A 15,940-nucleotide genomic window follows, 5' to 3' on the forward strand; every position below is an offset into this window, starting at 1 on the left:
CGCGTCCGTGCAGCGGTGAGGCCGGAGGATCAGCGGCGCATGATCCTGCGCGCCATGGCGTTGCCGACGAACTGCACGGTCTGCACCAGGACGATGATGACCGCGACCGCAGCCCAGGTGACCTCGTCGTTGAAGCGCTGGTAGCCCAGCCGCAGCGCGAAGTCGCCCAGACCGCCGGCGCCGATCGCACCGGCCATGGCGGACATGTCCGTGACGCCGATGACCAGGAACGTGTAGCCGAGCACCAGCGGCCCCAGGGCCTCCGGCAGGATCACCGTGGTGATGATCCGGAAGCGCGAGACGCCCATGGAGCGGGCTGCCTCGATCACGCCGGGATCCACCGACATGAGGTTCTGCTCGACGATGCGCGCGACCGCGAACAGGGCGGCGATCGTCATGGCGAAGATCGCCGCGTTCTGCCCGAGCCGGGTGCCGATCACCGTCTCCGTCAGCGGCCCCAGGGCCGCCAGCAGGATGATGAACGGGATGGGCCGCACGAAGTTCACGATCAGGTTGATCGCCGTGTTCAGCGGGCGGTTCGCATAGATGCCCCCGGGGCGGGTGACGTACAGCGCGACACCGAAGACCAGGCCCAGGAAGCCCGCGATGATCATGGTCACCGCGACCATGTAGAGCGTCTCGCCGATGGACGTCAGCAGCTGAGGGCCGAGAACGGACCAGTTCGTCATGCCGAGACCTCCTTGACAGCCGTGGCCTGCCCAAGACGGGCGATCGTGTCCTCCACGGCCTGCGCATCTCCCAGCAGCTCGACGGTCAGCGAGCCGAAGGACTGCTCCTGCAGCACCGAGACCCCGCCGAACACGATGCGGAAGCCCACGCCCTGCTCGGCAGCGGCGCGGCTGAGCACGGATCCCACGTCGACGCCCTCGCGGATCTCCAGCACCACCAGGCGGCCGTCGTGGCGGGAGCGCAAGTGGACGAGCTCCTCGGCATCCGGCTCGGCGTGCACGACGGTGGACACGAAGCGACGAGTCGTGGGCGACTGCCCCGCCGAGAAGATCTGGGCCGTGGGGCCCATCTCGACCACGCGCCCGTTGTCCATGACCGCCACACGGTCGGCGATCGCGCGCACCACATCCATCTCGTGGGTGATCAGCACCACCGTGATCCCGAACTCCCGGTTGGCCCGGCGCAGCAGCGCCAGCACCTCCTGGGTGGTCTCGGGATCCAGCGCGGAGGTGGACTCGTCGGCCAGCAGGATCTTGGGGTTGGCCGCCAGCGCCCGGGCGATGCCCACGCGCTGCTTCTGCCCGCCCGAGAGCTGCTCCGGGTAGTTGCCCGCCCGCTCGCTCAGCCCGACGAACTCCAGCAGCTCCTTCACCCGCGCCTTGCGATCGGCTGCCGACCAGCCCGCCTGCTTCAGCGGGTATTCGACGTTGCCGGCCACAGACCGCGACGTGAACAGGTTGAACTGCTGGAAGATCATGCCGATGTCGCGGCGGATCGGGGCGAGCTGGTTCTCGGTGCGTCCGTCGACCCGGCGGCCGTCGACCTCGACCACGCCGGAGGTCACCGGCTCCAGGCCGTTGATCAGGCGCACGAGCGTGGACTTGCCCGCACCCGAGTACCCGATCACGCCGAAGATCTCGCCGCGGCGGATCTCCAGGGTGACGTCATCGACCGCGGTGACCTCGCGCTTGAGCTTGCCCTTGCCCGTGGTGAAGGACTTGGTGACGCCTTCGAAGCGCACGATCGCCTCGGTCTGCGGACCCGGTCGACGCCGCTGCCCCGCAGCGGCGTCGGCCACCGGCTCGGTGTCAGGGTGGAACTCCTGGGCCGGGGTCACTTCTTGAGGTCCTCCTGGTAGTCGGCCAGGACCTGCTCGAGCTCTTCCTGCGAGAGATCCATGGTCACGGCGGTGCCCTTGGTGTCCTGCTCCTCGGCCTCGAGGACCTCGGGGGTGTGGAACAGCTCAGCCACCTCGTGCAGCGTCTCGTCGTCCTTGTTGGCCTCGGTGGTGGCGAACAGGTTGACGTAGGGACGTGCGTTCTCGTTCTCGGCGCCGTCCGAGGCCAGCGCGGAGTTCGGGTCGATGTCCCCGCGGGCCAGGAAGTCGTTGTTGATGACGGAGCCGGCCACGGAGTCCATGGACAGCACGGTCTGCTCGGCCGAGACCGGGGTGACGGTGACCTTCGAGGCCTCGGTGTCGATGTCCGACTCGGTCGGGGCCGTGGTGTCCGAGGTGAACTCCACCAGGCCATTGGCCTGCAGCAGCAGCAGGGCGCGCGACTGGTTGATCGAGTCGTTGGGGATGGCGATCTCGTCGCCGTCCTGGATGTCGTCGATCGACTCGTACTGGTTGGAGTACAGGCCCAGCGGGTAGATCGAGGTGGAGGCGATCGGGGTGATCGAATCGCCGGAGTTGTTGTTGTAGTCGGCCAGGTAGGCCGAGTGCTGGAACCAGTTCATGTCCACATCGCCGGAGGCGGTGGCCGGGTTGACCTGGCTGTACTCGGAGAGCTCGACCAGCTCGACGGTGATGCCCTCCTCCTCGGCCTTCTCCACGAGGGCTTCGTTCACGGGAGTGGTGCCGACGACGCCGATCTTGATGACGCCGTCGTCGTACGGGGCCTCATCGGAGTCGCCGCCGCCGCAGCCGGCGAGCGTCAGACCGAGGACGGTGGTCACGGCGAGGGCAGAGAGACGGTGTGCGCGCATGGGAGGGATTGCCTTTCGTTCAGCGAGCTGTCCGATCCCGTTCGGGGTGACCGGCGGCGCTGAAGGTCAGGCGTGCGCCTCGATGCTGCGCAGGATCCCTTCCGTGCTTGCCGCGGTGCGGAACCGGAGCCGGATGGTCATCTGGGGCACCCCACCACGGTGAGAGGGTTGCCGTCCGGCCAGCCAGAGCTTCGCGCCGGATCTCGTCATCCTGGCCGCAGAGTCTAGCACCCGTGCCCGCCGCCGAGCGAGCATCGCCCTCAGGCCCGACGGCGCCTCACCAGCTCATCGGCACGGCATCGGGCCCATGCCTCGGCCGCCAGCACCGATTCGAGGCTCAGCTCACCGGCCGGCTCGTGCTCCCCCACCACCTCGGCCACCAGCTCCACGATCTCCAGGAAGCCAAGTCGCCCTGCGTGGAATGCCAGGACCGCCTGCTCGTTGGCGGCATTGAACACGGCCGGCCCGGCAGCCCCGGAGGCCGCAGCCTCCTTGAGCAGCCGCACCGCGGGGAAGGCCTCCTCGTCCAGCGGCTCGAAGCTCCACGTGGCGGCCTGGGTCCAATCGCACGGCGAAGCAGCGCCCGGGACCCTGTGCGGCCAGCCCAGGCCCAGGGCGATCGGCAGCCGCATGTCCGGAGGGGAGGCCTGGGCGATCGTGGAGCCGTCGACGAACTGCACCATCGAATGCACCACCGACTGCGGATGGACCACCACGTCGATGCGCTCCAGCGGGATGTCGAACAGCAGGTGGGCTTCCAGGACCTCCAGGGCCTTGTTCACCATGGTCGAGGAGTTCGTGGTGACCATCAGCCCCATGTCCCAGGTGGGGTGGGCCAGCGCATCCTGCGGGCGCACGTCCTGCAGGGATTCGCGCGAGCGCCCTCGGAAGGGGCCCCCTGAGGCCGTGAGCACGAGCCGGTCGACCTCACGGGGGGCACCGCTGCGCAGCGCCTGCGCCAGCGCTGAGTGCTCGGAGTCCACCGGGATCAGGGGGTCCTCGTGCGGGGAGGCCTGAGCTGCCCGCCGCACGAGCTCGCCTCCGGCGATCAGCGACTCCTTGTTGGCCAGGGCCAGCAGCTTCCCCGCCTCCAGGGCGGCAAGGGTGGGCGCCAGTCCGATCGAGCCGGTGATGCCGTTGAGGACCAGATCGGCCTCCGGCACTTGAGCGGCGCGAACGGCCGCCTCACGCCCGGAGAGGATCTGCGGGGCGTAGCGACCCTCGAGCGATTCCATGCGCGAGGCGATGAGGCGCTCGAGCAGCGCCGCGTCCTGTGCGTCGCCCGAGGTGGCCACGGTCTCGGCGCGGGTCTCGACTGCTTGCTCCGAGAGCAGTTCCAGATTCGAGGAGCCGGCTGCCAGCGCCACCACCTGGAAGGGCGGCGACTGCTCAGCCGATGCGGCGGCGGTGCGCACGACGTCGAGCGCCTGCGTGCCGATCGACCCGGTCGAGCCGAGGATCGAGATCCGGCGCTCGGGCTGGGCCCACAGCGGGGCGTCGGGGGCAGGGCGCTGGTGGCGGGAGATCTCGGTCATGGCCCCAAGTATGCCGAGCCGAGCGCAGCGCTGCGGAACCGCGCTCGTCGTCTGCGTGCGTCGCAGGCCGGCAAACGCGAAGCGCCCCGTCCCCTCCGTGGTGGAGGGGCGGGGCGCTTCGATGCTTCGGTGTGCGTCGGCTCAGCGCTCAACACCGCGGCCGCCCTTGGTCAGGGCGCCGTAGATGAACAGCACGACGAGCGCGCCGATGACGGCGAGCACGATCGAGCCGATGGACAGCGTGCTGCCGGCAGAGTGCAGGCCCGGGATGACCATGGCGATCAGGCCGCCGACGAAGGCGCCGACGATGCCCAGGATGATGGTCATGACGATGCCGCCGCCCTGCTTGCCGGGCATGATGAGCTTGGCGAGGGCGCCGGCGATGATGCCGAGGACCAGCCAGGCGATGATGGAACCGATCATGGTGTTCTCCTCTTTCGGGGCACCGTTGCGGCGCCCTTGAGCTGGGGGTGTGCTCAGACTGCTGAGCATCAGCCTGAGCGTAGCCTCGATACAGTCGAACGCAAAGATCAGTATCCTGAATGATGGTGTGTCGCGGCTGTGATCTCGGCGACCCCTCTCACCGAATGCCAGGGGCCGGGCCCCGCACGCGATGCGCGCCGGACCCGGCCCCATTCCCAGCACGGCCGATCAGCTCGATGCGCGATCGGCGGCGCTGCGGCGTCCGGTCAGTGCTCGACCGGCGGCTCCGCGCCCACACCGGTCATGGAGCGCACCTCCATCTCGGCCTGCTTCTCGCGGTTCTCCTTGCGGCCCTCGGTGAGCGAGCCCACGATCGCCAGCAGGAACCCGACCGGGATCGAGACGATGCCCGGGTTGCTCAGCGGGAACCAGGAGAAGTCGGCCCGGGCGATCATGGAGGTCTCCGCCCCGGACATCACCGGGGAGAAGATGATCAGCACGATCGCGGTGATCAGGCCTCCATACATGGACCACACGGCACCGCGGGTGGTGAAGCGCTTCCAGTACAGGGAGAACAGGATCGTGGGCAGGTTCGCGGAGGCGGCCACGGCGAAGGCCAGTGCCACCAGGAATGCGACGTTCTGCCCCTGGGCGCCGATACCGCCCAGTACGGCCACGACGCCGATCACGACCACGGTGATCTTGCCGACGCGCAGCTCCTCCTTGCCGGTGGCCTTGCCCTTCTTGATCACGTTGCCGTAGATGTCATGGGCGAACGATGCCGAGGCGGTGATGGCCAGACCCGCCACAACGGCAAGAATCGTGGCAAAGGCGACGGCTGCGATGAAGCCGAGCAGCAGCGACCCGCCGAGCTCATAGGCCAGCAGCGGAGCCGCAGAGTTCACACCGCCCGGCGCCTCCGCGATGCGATCGGCACCGATCAGCGCCGCAGCCGCATAGCCGAGCACCAGCGTGAAGAGGTAGAAGGTGCCGATCAGCACGATGGCCCAGACCACTGACTTGCGGGCCTCCTTGGCGGTGGGCACCGTGTAGAAGCGCATCAGCACGTGCGGCAGGCCGGCGGCACCCAGCACCAGAGCCAGGCCGAGCGAGACGAAGTCCAGCTTGGTGATCTCGTTCAGGCCGTAGCGCAGTCCTGGCTCCAGGATCGCGTGGTCACCCGCGGTATCCACCGCGCCGCCGAGCAGCCCGGAGAAGCTGAAGCCGAACATGGCCAGCGCCCACACGGTCATGACAGCCACGCCGGCCACCAGGAGGCAGGCCTTGATGATCTGCACCCAGGTGGTGCCCTTCATGCCGCCGATCAGCACGTAGGCGATCATCAGCGCGCCCACGGCCAGGATCACCACCGACTGCCCGGTGCTCGAGGTCACGCCCAGCAGCAGCGAGACCAGTGCACCGGCGCCGGCCATCTGAGCCAGGAGGTAGAAGAACGTCACGCTCAGGGTGGTGATCGATGCCGCCATGCGCACCGGGGTCTGGCGCAGACGGAACGAGAGCACATCGGCCATCGTGAACTTGCCGGTGTTGCGAAGCGGCTCGGCGATCAGCAGCAGCGCCACCAGCCAGGCCACGAAGAAGCCGATCGAGTACAAGAAGCCGTCGTAGCCCTGCACGGCGATGGCGCCCACGATGCCCAGGAAGGAAGCGGCGGAGAGGTAGTCGCCGGCGATGGCCAGGCCGTTCTGGGTGCCGGTGAAGGAACGTCCTCCGGCGAAGTAGTCGGCCGCGCTCTGCGTGGACTTCGAGGCCCGGATGACGACGACCAGCGTGACTGCCACGAAGGCCAGGAAGATCGCCATGTTGATCCAGGGGGTGCCGACCGTGCTCGCAGAGGTCTCGGCCAGGGGAATCACGGGGTTCACGGCCTCAGGCCTCCTGTCCTGCGGTGCGGGCACGGGCTGCGAAGTCGCCGGCCTCGAGGTCGGCGCGGATGTCCTGCGCCTGGTTGTCGAGGTTCTTGTTGGCGAAGACGACGTACAGGGCGGTGATGCCGAAGGTCGTCACGAACTGCAGAAGGCCCAGGATCACCCCCAGGTTCACATTGCCCAGCACCTCGCGGCCCATGAACGACGGCGCGTAGATGGACAGCAGGACGTAGAGGAAGAACCAGACGAGGAAGAACACGGTCATGGGGAAGACGAAGCGGCGGTGCGTGCTGCGCAGAGACTGGAACTGCGGCGATGCCTGGGCCGCCATGAAGTCCTCTGCCGTGGGCTCCGCGATGCGGGGCTGTTCGGTCACGGGGATCCTCTCAGAAAAAGTCGACATGAGATCTCTCACTCACAGGTGTGACGCACACCATACCCAGATTCCCTCAAGGTTTCTGCTTCGCCCCGCAACGTGGCGCGAGTCGCGCCCGACGCCGCACAGCACGCTCCGGAAGGGCGCGGGCTTCAGTCCAGAATGAGCACCAGGTCGACGAGAGCATCCAAGAAGGCATCGACCTGGTGCTCCTCGTACACGTCCTCGCCGGAGGCCGGATCGAAGACCGCACCACGGATCATGGCCACGTCCGGTGCCTGCTGGCGATCGATGTCCTCCAGCACGGTCTCGCACAGGGCGTCGACCTGCGCGGCGCTGTAGCCGCGCGTCGAGCGCGACGAAGGGGCCCGGAAGCGCCGACCGCTCGGACGGCGCAGCCGCCCGTAGATCTGCTCGAGCTGGCGGTCCATCCGCTCATCCCAGGCCTGGACCCCGTCCTCCTCCAGGCGGCGTCTGGCATGGGCCACAGCGGCGCGGTCCTCGAGCCGATCGATCGCGGCGTCGACCTCGGTGGGGTCGTAGCCGCCGCGCTGGCGCCGGAACGTCGCGGTGCGCAGCCGCTCGGGCCCGGGAAGCTCGGCGTCGTGGTGCCGATCATCGGCCCGGTCAGGACGCAGCAGCGGAAGCAGCAGAGTCTCGACGTCCTCGACCCGGTAGCCCCATGCGCGTGAGGCGACCCGCCCCAGCACCAGGCTCTGACCCTCCTGCGGCGCGGGGTCGCGCCGGGGTCCTTCGGGGCTGGGCTCCTGGGAGGCAGTGCTCATGACGACTCAGGCCCCCTGGCCGAGGCGGCTGATCCCGCTGAGCAGTTCGAAGACCACATAGCCCACCGGGATCGCGAAGAGGATCGAGTCGATGCGGTCCATGACCCCGCCGTGGCCAGGGAGGAGGTCGCCCATGTCCTTCACGCCGAGCTCGCGCTTGACCATGGACTCCGAGAAATCGCCGAGCGCGGAGACGATCACCAGGAAGAAGGCCAGGACGGTGCTGTGCCACCAGGGAGTCTGGAGCATGAGGGCGCCCAGCGCCGTGCCCAGCACGAGCGAGCCGAGCATGGACCCGGCGAAGCCCTCCCAGGTCTTCTTGGGGCTGATCCGCGGCGCCATGGGGTGCTTGCCCCACAGCACACCGGCGATGTAGCCGAAGGTGTCGTTGCCGACAGCCATGAGGATCACGAGCAGGACCTTGGACGGGCCCTCCGGAGTCTGGAACAGCAGCACCGCCAGAGAGATCAGCAGACCGGCCCAGGTCACCGCGAACAGCGACGACATCACGGACAGCACCATCCCCTCGCGGCGCCCGAAGACTCGGCAGAGGATCACGACGGTGCACACCAGGATCAGGGCGATGATCAGCGCCTCGGATCCGCCCATGAAGGCGGCCAGCGGCAACACGGCGGCACCCGCGGCAGCCGGGGCACGAGGCACCTTGATGCCGCCGCGGGCCAGGGAGCCGCAGACCTCCCACACGCCGACGCCCGCAGCCGCCGCAGCCAGCGCGGCGACCACGGGCGGTGCGAGGAACAGCCCGACGAGGAGCACGATGATCAGCCCCGCGCCCACCCCGATCGCAGCAGGCAGATCACGGCCTGCGCGGGAGGTCTTCTGGGCGGGGGCCGGTGACGGCTCCTCGACGACGGTGGGCATCAGACCTTCAGCAGCTCTGCTTCCTTGTTCTTGGCCGCGGTGTCGATCTGCTCCGTGGCCTTCTTGGTCAGGGCATCGAGCTCCTTCTCGGCGCGCTTGCCCTCGTCCTCGCCGATCTCGCCGTCCTTGACGAGCTTCTCGATGGCCTCCTTGGCCGTGCGTCGGATGCTGCGCACCGAGATGCGGCCGTCCTCCGCCTTGGTGTGCACGATCTTGACGTAGTCGCGGCGGCGCTCCTCCGTCAGCTCCGGCATGACCACGCGGATCACGTTGCCGTCGTTGGCAGGGTTCGCTCCGACGTCCGAGTTGCGCAGCGCCTTCTCGATCTCGCCCAGGGCGGAGCGGTCGTAGGGCGTGATGAGCAGAGTGCGGGCCTCGGGGTTCTGGAAGGAGGCCAACTGGTTCAGCGGCGTGGGGGCGCCGTAATACTCGACCGTCAGGCTCGAGAAGAGGGAGGGGTTCGCCCGCCCGGTGCGGATGGCGGCGAACTCGTCGGCGGCATGCGCGACGGCCTTGTCCATGCCGGTCTTGGCTTCGTTGTGGATCTCGTCGATCACTTCGGGCTCCTTGCGTGGTCTGCGGAATCGGCGCGTGGTCCGCACCGATCAGATGGGCAGCGCGGCTGCGGGCATTCGGGGCCAGTCTAGCGAGGCGAGTGGCCGCGCCGCGGGACGGCGGCTCAGACGGTGATGAGCGTGCCCATGTCCTCGCCCAGGATGGCGCGGGTGACGCTGCCCTCTCCCTGCATGCCGAACACGCGCATGGACACGTTGTTGTCGCGGCACAGCGAGAACGCGGTCTGATCCATCACGCGGATGTTGCGAGTGATGGCCTCGTCGTAGGTCAGCGCCTCCAGGCGCTGAGCCGTGGGGTCCACGTTGGGGTCGGCGGTGTAGACGCCGTCCACCCCGTTCTTGCCCATCAGGACCTCGTCGGCCTCGATCTCCAGAGCGCGCTGGGCGGCCACGGTGTCCGTGGAGAAGTAGGGCAGGCCGGCTCCGGCCCCGAAGATCACCACGCGGTCCTTCTCCATGTGCCGGATGGCTCGCCGCGGGATGTAGGCCTCGGCGACCTGCTCCATGGAGATGGCCGACTGCACTCGGGTGTCCACGCCGCACTGCTCCAGGAAGTCCTGCAGCGCCAGGCAGTTCATCACGGTGCCGAGCATGCCCATGTAGTCGGCGCGGGAGCGGTCCATGCCCGCCTGGGAGAGCTCCGCGCCGCGGAAGAAGTTGCCTCCGCCCACAACGATCGAGGTCTCGACCTGGCCGACGGTGGCAGCGATCTGCTCGGCGATGTTGCGCACCACCGCGGTGTCCACACCCACGCGGCCGCCGCCGAAGACCTCCCCGGAGAGCTTGAGCAGGATACGGCGACGATGCCCGCGCTCCCCCGGGTTCGTGGCCGAGCGGTCGGTCTCTCGCCCTGCGCGCAGCGCTCCGTCGCGGATCTCCGAGGGGGTGGTGGTGGGCATGGTGCCTCCTGGCAGTAGCGGACGTGCGCCGCGGCGATGGGCCGGGCCGCGGGTCCCGCAGCCGGATCGCGGCCGCTGGGCACGGACCAGCATAGCGGCCGGCACCGACGCGGAGGGCAGATGCACGAGCGCCCCCGCCCGGCCCGGTGAGGGGCTCGGAACGGGGGCGCTGATGCGCTGTATGCGCTGGGGCGCCTGGGATCAGGCGCCGACGCGGAAGCGGGCGAACGCCTTGGGGGTGACCCCGGCGGAGTTCAGCACGGCGCCGACGGACTGCTTGGCATCCTTGGCGAAGTCCTGGTCCAGCAGGACGTTCTCCTTGTAGAAGCCGTTGAGGCGGCCCTCGACGATCTTGGGGAGGATCTGCTCCGGCTTGCCCTCGGCCTTGGCGGTCTCCTCCGCCACGCGGCGCTCGTTGTCGACGGTCTCGGCCGGGACGTCCTCGCGGGTGAGGAAGTTCGGGGAGAGCGCGGCGATGTGCACGGCGACGTCGTGGGCGGCGGCCTCTGCCTCAGCGCCCTGGCCGTCGACGGCCAGCAGCACGCCGACCTGAGCCGGGAGGTCCTTGGAGGTGCGGTGCAGGTACAGCTCCACCAGCGGGGCCTCGACGCGGGCGATGCGGCGCACGACGACCTTCTCGCCGAGCAGCGCACCGGTCTCGGTCACCAGGTCGGAGACCTTCTGGCCGTCGACCTCGGCTGCCAGCAGCGTGTCCAGATCCTCGGCGTCGGTGGCGACGGCGGCATCCATGACCTTCTCGCCGAAGGCCACGAACGGCTCGGCCTTGGCCACGAAGTCGGTCTCCGAGTTGACCTCGACGAGGTAGCCCTTCTGGCCCTCGACGCGGCCGACGACGATGCCCTCGGCGGTCGCGCGGCCCTCGCGCTTGGAAACGCCCTTGAGGCCCTTCACGCGGATGATCTCGAGGGCCTTCTGCTGATCGCCGTCAGCCTCGTCGAGGGCCTTCTTGACGTCCAGCATGCCGGCGCCGGTGCGCTCGCGCAGTTCTTTGATGTCCTTGGCGGTGTAGTTCGCCATGTGAGCTCCTTGATCGATCGTCGCCCGGTGCGGACCGTCGGCGGTCTCTGCCGGGCGTGCTCCGCTGCCGATGATGCGGGAGCGGAGCGAATGTCAGGTGAACAGCGGGTGGGCGCAGGCCCTCCCGAAGGGCCCCGCCCGGCCGGACGCGAGCGTCGCCGGGAGGGGAAGCCGATCAGCTCTCGGTGGACTCGGCCTCGGCGGCCGGGGTCTCAGTGGCCGGAGCCTCGGCCTGCTCGCCGGCGGCGGCGACCTTGGCCGACTCGGCGGCCGACTCCGAGGACTTCTCGGCGGCAGCAGCGGCGTTGTGCTGCTCGAGCAGCTCGCGCTCCCACTCGGCCATGGGCTCCTCCGGAGCCTCGGAGCCGCCCTTGGCGCCGCCGCGGGCCAGCAGGCCCTCGGCCACGGCGTCGGCGACGACGCGGGTCAGGAGGTTCACGGAGCGGATGGCGTCGTCGTTGCCCGGGATCGGGAACGTGACCTCATCCGGATCGCAGTTGGTGTCCAGGATGGCGACGACCGGGATGCCGAGCTTCTGCGCCTCGTCGATGGCGAGGTGCTCCTTCTTGGTGTCCACGACCCAGACCATGGAGGGGGTCTTGGACAGGTTGCGGATGCCGCCCAGCGTGCGCTCCAGCTTCTCGGCCTCGCGGCTCATGAGCAGGAGCTCCTTCTTGGTGTACTGCGAGCCGGCGACGTCGTCGAAGTCGATCTGCTCGAGCTCCTTCATGCGCTCGATCCGCTTGGAGACCGTGGCGAAGTTGGTGAGCATGCCGCCGAGCCAGCGGTGGTTCACGTAGGGCATGTTCACGCGGGTGGCCTGCTCGGCGATGGTCTCCTGCGCCTGCTTCTTGGTGCCGACGAACAGGATGGTGCCGCCGTGGGCGACCGTGGTCTTGACGGCCTCGAACGCGCGGTCGATGTAGGCCAGCGAGCCCTGGAGGTCGATGATGTAGATGCCGTTGCGCTCGGTGAGGATGAAGCGCTTCATCTTCGGGTTCCAGCGACGGGTCTGGTGGCCGAAATGGACGCCGTTGTCGAGCAGCTGGCGCATGGTGACGACAGACATGTCGTGCTCCTTCTATCTGCGCTCGCGCACCCCTGGTCCGGGCATGCGGAGCGCGGTCTGCGGTTGGTCGACGTGTCCGCCAGGTCGGCGGATCGTCCCTGGCGCACCGCGTGGAGCGTCCCCGGAGTCCGGGGCGTGCCCTCCGCCCGCCGCCTGCGATCGGGAGATCGAGGACCGTGGCGAGCGAGTCGGGTCTGCGGAAGACGGAGCTTCCGGATCCCGACGACGATGCGCGCGAAGTCAGTGCCCTGCGCGCCGCCGCCGGAGCCTGAAGCAGGCATGCGGACGGCACAGCTGGTGACACTGCGGGCATAAGAGTACTACATGAGCCGCGTCAACACGGGCCGTGAGCGGCGGCTCCACAGCCTGGCATCCCGAACCGGAGCGGGACGCCAGGCTCGGCCCCGTCCACGGCCCGGGCTGCGCCGCCGCAGCGCGCGCCATCCTTCCGACATGAACGCACTCACCTCCTCCGGAACCGACCCCACCCGTACCGATCGATCGTCGCACTCCGCTGAAGCCCGACGATCCCACCACGCCCTGCTGGCCGCGATCGCCGTCCTGCTGAGCTGGACGCTGTCCGCTTCGGCGACTGCACCGACGGCGCAGGCTGCCTCCGGGACGCCCGCCCCCGGTGCGGCCATCTCCACCGCGCTGCCGCTGACCCCTGGGGTCCTCGATGCCTCCGATCAGCAGCTGCTGGCCTCCGTGCACGGCACCTGGCAGTGGCCGGTGACCATCGACCCCACCGTGGTCCGCGACTTCGATCCGCCGTCCGAGCGCTGGCTGGCGGGGCATCGAGGCGCGGATCTGACCGTCGGGCTCACCGGCGAGATCCTGGCCCCTGCGGACGGCCGCGTGAGCCATGTGGGCGTCGTCGTGGACCGGGCGACCCTCACCATCGATCACGGCGATGGGCTGCGCTCGAGCTTCGAGCCGGTCGAGTCTGATCTGAAGAAGGGCGATCGTGTGCGCAAGGGCCAGGTCATCGGCGTGCTCTCCGGGCGCAATCACTGCCTCACCACCGTGCGAGCCTGCGTGCACTGGGGCGTGCGCATGCACGACGACTACGTGCACCCCCTGCCGTTCGTGGGCGCCCAGCGTCCATCGGTCCTGCTGCCGCTGCCGTAGGGCCTCGGCATCGCGACGTGCTCCGAGCTGCTGTTCTCGCAGCACCCGCGGGCCCTTGCCACCTGCCGCCCGGCGGAGCTGCTCGCGGCCTTGTGATGCCGGAGGCGCTGAGAAGACTGCAGATCGTTTCCCGACCGCCGCACGCGGCCGCCTATGCACCCACGATCCGATGGGAGGAGACCTTGGCCTTGTCGCTGAACCTCAGCGGACTGGCGCTGCACACCGCTTCGGTCGCCGTCCACTGGAGCACCTGCACGGCCGCAGCCCAGCCGGAGAAGCAGAATCCGCAGCCGCCCCACGGGTTCGAGCGCAACCCGTCGCTGGACGAGCTCGTCTCGGATCGCAGGCCGCTGGCCGAGCTGCTCGAGGACTTCGACCGAGCCGTCTCCTGCACCGAGAGCACCGTGCGCGGGCTCGTGGACCTCAGCGCCCCCGTGCCGGTGCCGGATTCGCCGTGGGTCCCGGAGGAGGTGCGCGCTTGGGAGGTCCGCTGGTGCCTGGCGCACCTGCGCACGGAGAACGCGCGCCATGCCGGCCACGCCGACCTCCTGCGCGAGACCCTGGATGGGAAGGACTCTCTCGAGCTCAACGATCTCGCGGACGCTGCTGAATGAGGCGGGCGTCACACCCTCGGATAGGCTCGGGGCCCACCACCACCCGTCTGCCATCACGTCCGGAAGGTAATCCCGTGACTTCATTGACCCCAGCAGCCGCCTGGAGCGGCCTATGGTCCTCGCACCAGCAGACCAAGGACATCCTGAGCCTCAAGGTCCTGCGCCGAGACTCCGCGGCCCCGTCCGACAGTGCCTCCACCAGCACCGCCTCAAGCGCCGGCCAAGCGGAGAACACCTCCTCCACCGCCCCCGGCGGCGAACCGGACAACGATCCGGACCGCGCCCGCAGCTACCCGCCGGGGAAGCTGGTGGGACTGATCCTCGGACCGCTGCTGTTCATCATCTTCCAGTTCATCGTGGCTCCGCCGGACCTGTCCCCCGAGGGCCGCTCGGTCCTGGCCACCACACTGTGGGTCGCCACCTGGTGGATCACCGAGGCCATCCCGATCCCTGCCACCTCCCTGCTGCCCATCGTGCTGCTGCCGCTGACCGGCGCCATGGAGGGCTCGGACGTGGTCTCGGCCTACGGCAATGACACGATCTTCCTCTTCCTCGGCGGCTTCACCCTGGCGATCGCGCTCGAGAAGTGGAACCTGCATCAGCGCATCGCGCTGAACATCGTCAGCGCGATCGGCGTCAGCCCCATGCGCATCATCCTGGGCTTCATGGTGGCCACGGCCTTCCTGTCCATGTGGGTCTCCAACACCGCGGCCACCATGATGATGATCCCGGTGGGCCTGGCCGTGGTCCATCAGGCCGCACAGTCCCTTCGCGGCCCGGAGCACCAGCGGGATCTGCACCACTTCGAGAAGGCCATCCTCTTCGGCGTCGCCTATGCCGGCACCATCGGAGGCCTCGGCACGCTGATCGGAACGCCGCCGCTGGCGATCCTCGCGGCCACCTCCGCAGACCTGGCGGGCGAGACCATCGGCTTCGCGCAGTGGATGGTCATCGGCGTGCCCGTCGTCGTCGTGCTGCTGGCACTGGCCTGGCTCTACATGACCCGCGTCTCCTTCAAGATCACCTTCAAGGAGCTGCCCGGCGGCGCCGGGGTCATCCGCGAGCAGAAGCGCGGCCTGGGTGCGATGTCCCGCCAGGAGATCGCTGTCGGCATCGTGTTCCTGTGCACCGCGTTCATGTGGATCACCCGCAGCTTCCTGTGGAGCGATCTCCTGCCCGGCATCTCGGACGGCATCATCGCCGTGAGCGCCACCATGGCGCTGTTCGCCATCCCGGCCAGGACCGAGCAGAGCACGCGCCTGCTGGAGTGGAGCGACTCCACGAAGATCCCGTGGGGCATCCTGCTCCTGTTCGGCGGCGGCCTGGCCATCGCCGCAGGCTTCGTGGACACCGGGCTCTCCGAGTGGATCGGCGGGCTGCTGCTCGGGCTTGAGGGCATGAACGTGATCCTGGTGATCATCATCGCCACGGCACTGGTGCTCTTCCTGACCGAGATCACCTCGAACACCGCGACCGCCACCATGATCCTGCCCGTCATGGCCGCCTTCGCCGCGGCCATGAGCCTCCACCCGTTCGCCCTCATGGTGCCCGCCGCCATGGCGGCCAACTGCGCGTTCATGCTGCCGGTCGGCACACCGCCCAACGCCGTGCTCTTCGGCACGGGCAAGGTGACGATCACCGAGATGGTGCGGGTGGGCTTCGTGCTGAACATCGTGGCTCTGGCACTCGTGCTGATCGCCGTGCTCACGATCATGCCGGCCGCTCTGGGCATCAGCCTGCTCGGCGGCAGCTGATCAGGGACATCGGCTGATCCGCGCAAGGCGCAGCCGGCAACGGGGCCCGTCCTGCCGCTCCATCGGCGAGCGGGCCCCGTCGCGCGCGGGGCGGGCAAGTCCTGCACCGGGAGACCGCCGCAGGCCGCTGAACCTGCGCGGTTCCGATGGGTGACAGATGCGCACCCCATCAGCACTGATCAGGTGCAGAGCTGCCACCAACCCGCAGGGCGACGGCATCGCGCGCAGGTCGCCGTCGGGGACGGGCGATCACGGCCAAGAGAGTCCTGGACATGCCTGAGCCATACACAG

General features: G+C 69.0%; 16 protein-coding genes and 1 riboswitch. Of the genes, 3 read left to right on the forward strand and 13 right to left on the reverse strand.

All coding sequences use genetic code 11. From position 1 onward, the window contains the following. Window positions 1–29: 29 nt before the first annotated feature. The 13 genes from M3E84_RS10675 to rpsB form a co-directional block, all read right to left on the reverse strand. Window positions 30–689: a methionine ABC transporter permease gene (locus M3E84_RS10675; protein WP_259896145.1), complete on the reverse strand. Its 660-nt coding sequence runs from the start codon at window positions 687–689 to the stop codon at window positions 30–32. Further along, a complete protein-coding gene (locus M3E84_RS10680; protein ID WP_259896159.1) occupies window positions 686–1,768 on the reverse strand; it encodes a methionine ABC transporter ATP-binding protein in 1,083 nt (360 codons plus the stop codon). Before M3E84_RS10680 ends, M3E84_RS10675 begins: the two co-directional genes overlap by 4 nt. A gap of 35 nt (window positions 1,769–1,803) precedes the next feature. Further along, on the reverse strand, window positions 1,804–2,679 hold the full coding sequence (locus tag M3E84_RS10685) for a MetQ/NlpA family ABC transporter substrate-binding protein (protein ID WP_259896146.1): 876 nt from the start codon (window positions 2,677–2,679) through the stop codon (window positions 1,804–1,806). A gap of 98 nt (window positions 2,680–2,777) precedes the next feature. After that, window positions 2,778–2,890, reverse strand: a riboswitch (SAM riboswitch). Window positions 2,891–2,939: 49 nt separating this feature from the next. After that, complete coding sequence (gene dxr / locus M3E84_RS10690; protein ID WP_259896147.1) at window positions 2,940–4,214, reverse strand: 1-deoxy-D-xylulose-5-phosphate reductoisomerase; 1,275 nt, start codon at window positions 4,212–4,214, stop codon at window positions 2,940–2,942. 141 nt (window positions 4,215–4,355) lie between these two features. After that, window positions 4,356–4,706 (reverse strand): GlsB/YeaQ/YmgE family stress response membrane protein, encoded by a 351-nt coding sequence (locus M3E84_RS10695; RefSeq protein WP_311200469.1) that lies wholly within the window; start codon window positions 4,704–4,706, stop codon window positions 4,356–4,358. A gap of 197 nt (window positions 4,707–4,903) precedes the next feature. Further along, window positions 4,904–6,460, reverse strand: a complete 1,557-nt coding sequence (locus M3E84_RS10700) for a cation acetate symporter (protein ID WP_396415613.1) — start codon at window positions 6,458–6,460, stop codon at window positions 4,904–4,906. A 67-nt stretch (window positions 6,461–6,527) separates the two neighbouring features. Next, a complete protein-coding gene (locus M3E84_RS10705; RefSeq protein ID WP_396415614.1) occupies window positions 6,528–6,857 on the reverse strand; it encodes a DUF485 domain-containing protein in 330 nt (109 codons plus the stop codon). A 197-nt stretch (window positions 6,858–7,054) separates the two neighbouring features. Next, complete coding sequence (locus tag M3E84_RS10710) at window positions 7,055–7,687, reverse strand: DivIVA domain-containing protein (protein ID WP_259896150.1); 633 nt, start codon at window positions 7,685–7,687, stop codon at window positions 7,055–7,057. 6 nt (window positions 7,688–7,693) lie between these two features. Further along, a complete protein-coding gene (locus M3E84_RS10715; protein ID WP_259896151.1) occupies window positions 7,694–8,569 on the reverse strand; it encodes a phosphatidate cytidylyltransferase in 876 nt (291 codons plus the stop codon). Then, window positions 8,569–9,126, reverse strand: coding sequence for a ribosome recycling factor (gene frr, locus M3E84_RS10720; RefSeq protein WP_259896152.1), 558 nt, complete (start codon window positions 9,124–9,126; stop codon window positions 8,569–8,571). The genes M3E84_RS10715 and frr overlap by 1 nt, the downstream gene beginning before the upstream one ends. 122 nt (window positions 9,127–9,248) lie before the next feature. Beyond that, the gene (pyrH, locus tag M3E84_RS10725; protein ID WP_259896153.1) at window positions 9,249–10,043 is read right to left on the reverse strand and encodes a UMP kinase; all 795 of its coding nucleotides are present in this window, start codon (window positions 10,041–10,043) and stop codon (window positions 9,249–9,251) included. A 201-nt stretch (window positions 10,044–10,244) separates the two neighbouring features. Then, window positions 10,245–11,081 carry a translation elongation factor Ts gene (tsf, locus tag M3E84_RS10730; RefSeq protein WP_259896154.1) on the reverse strand — a complete coding sequence of 279 codons (837 nt, stop codon included), beginning with the start codon at window positions 11,079–11,081 and terminating at the stop codon, window positions 10,245–10,247. 175 nt (window positions 11,082–11,256) lie between these two features. Beyond that, window positions 11,257–12,150: a 30S ribosomal protein S2 gene (gene rpsB, locus M3E84_RS10735; protein WP_259896155.1), complete on the reverse strand. Its 894-nt coding sequence runs from the start codon at window positions 12,148–12,150 to the stop codon at window positions 11,257–11,259. Window positions 12,151–12,603: 453 nt separating this feature from the next. On the opposite strand from rpsB, the gene M3E84_RS10740 reads away from it, so the two are divergent. The 3 genes from M3E84_RS10740 to M3E84_RS10750 all read left to right on the forward strand — a co-directional run bounded on the left by M3E84_RS10740 (window position 12,604) and on the right by M3E84_RS10750 (window position 15,649). Continuing rightward, on the forward strand, window positions 12,604–13,281 hold the full coding sequence (locus M3E84_RS10740) for a M23 family metallopeptidase (protein ID WP_259896156.1): 678 nt from the start codon (window positions 12,604–12,606) through the stop codon (window positions 13,279–13,281). Between the two features lie 188 nt (window positions 13,282–13,469). Beyond that, entirely contained in the window at window positions 13,470–13,895 is a 426-nt protein-coding gene (locus tag M3E84_RS10745) for a DinB family protein (RefSeq protein ID WP_259896157.1), read from the forward strand. 83 nt (window positions 13,896–13,978) lie between these two features. Further along, window positions 13,979–15,649, forward strand: coding sequence for an SLC13 family permease (locus M3E84_RS10750; RefSeq protein WP_259896158.1), 1,671 nt, complete (start codon window positions 13,979–13,981; stop codon window positions 15,647–15,649). The last annotated feature ends 291 nt before the right edge of the window (window positions 15,650–15,940 follow it).

The organism is Kocuria sp. p3-SID1428, assembly GCF_025149945.1.
Taxonomy (GTDB): domain Bacteria; phylum Actinomycetota; class Actinomycetes; order Actinomycetales; family Micrococcaceae; genus Kocuria.

Excerpts from the sequence above, each read along its gene's own strand:
- M3E84_RS10675 (WP_259896145.1), bottom strand. The coding sequence starts at position 689 with ATGACGAACTGGTCCGTTCTCGGCCCTCAGCTGCTGACGTCCATCGGC.
- M3E84_RS10685 (WP_259896146.1), bottom strand. The coding sequence starts at position 2,679 with ATGCGCGCACACCGTCTCTCTGCCCTCGCCGTGACCACCGTCCTCGGT.
- dxr (WP_259896147.1), bottom strand. The coding sequence starts at position 4,214 with ATGACCGAGATCTCCCGCCACCAGCGCCCTGCCCCCGACGCCCCGCTG.
- M3E84_RS10695 (WP_311200469.1), bottom strand. The coding sequence starts at position 4,706 with ATGCTCAGCAGTCTGAGCACACCCCCAGCTCAAGGGCGCCGCAACGGT.
- M3E84_RS10700 (WP_396415613.1), bottom strand. The coding sequence starts at position 6,460 with ATGGCGATCTTCCTGGCCTTCGTGGCAGTCACGCTGGTCGTCGTCATC.
- M3E84_RS10705 (WP_396415614.1), bottom strand. The coding sequence starts at position 6,857 with ATGGCGGCCCAGGCATCGCCGCAGTTCCAGTCTCTGCGCAGCACGCAC.
- M3E84_RS10710 (WP_259896150.1), bottom strand. The coding sequence starts at position 7,687 with ATGAGCACTGCCTCCCAGGAGCCCAGCCCCGAAGGACCCCGGCGCGAC.
- M3E84_RS10715 (WP_259896151.1), bottom strand. The coding sequence starts at position 8,569 with ATGCCCACCGTCGTCGAGGAGCCGTCACCGGCCCCCGCCCAGAAGACC.
- pyrH (WP_259896153.1), bottom strand. The coding sequence starts at position 10,043 with ATGCCCACCACCACCCCCTCGGAGATCCGCGACGGAGCGCTGCGCGCA.
- tsf (WP_259896154.1), bottom strand. The coding sequence starts at position 11,081 with ATGGCGAACTACACCGCCAAGGACATCAAAGAACTGCGCGAGCGCACC.
- rpsB (WP_259896155.1), bottom strand. The coding sequence starts at position 12,150 with ATGTCTGTCGTCACCATGCGCCAGCTGCTCGACAACGGCGTCCATTTC.
- M3E84_RS10740 (WP_259896156.1), top strand. The coding sequence starts at position 12,604 with ATGAACGCACTCACCTCCTCCGGAACCGACCCCACCCGTACCGATCGA.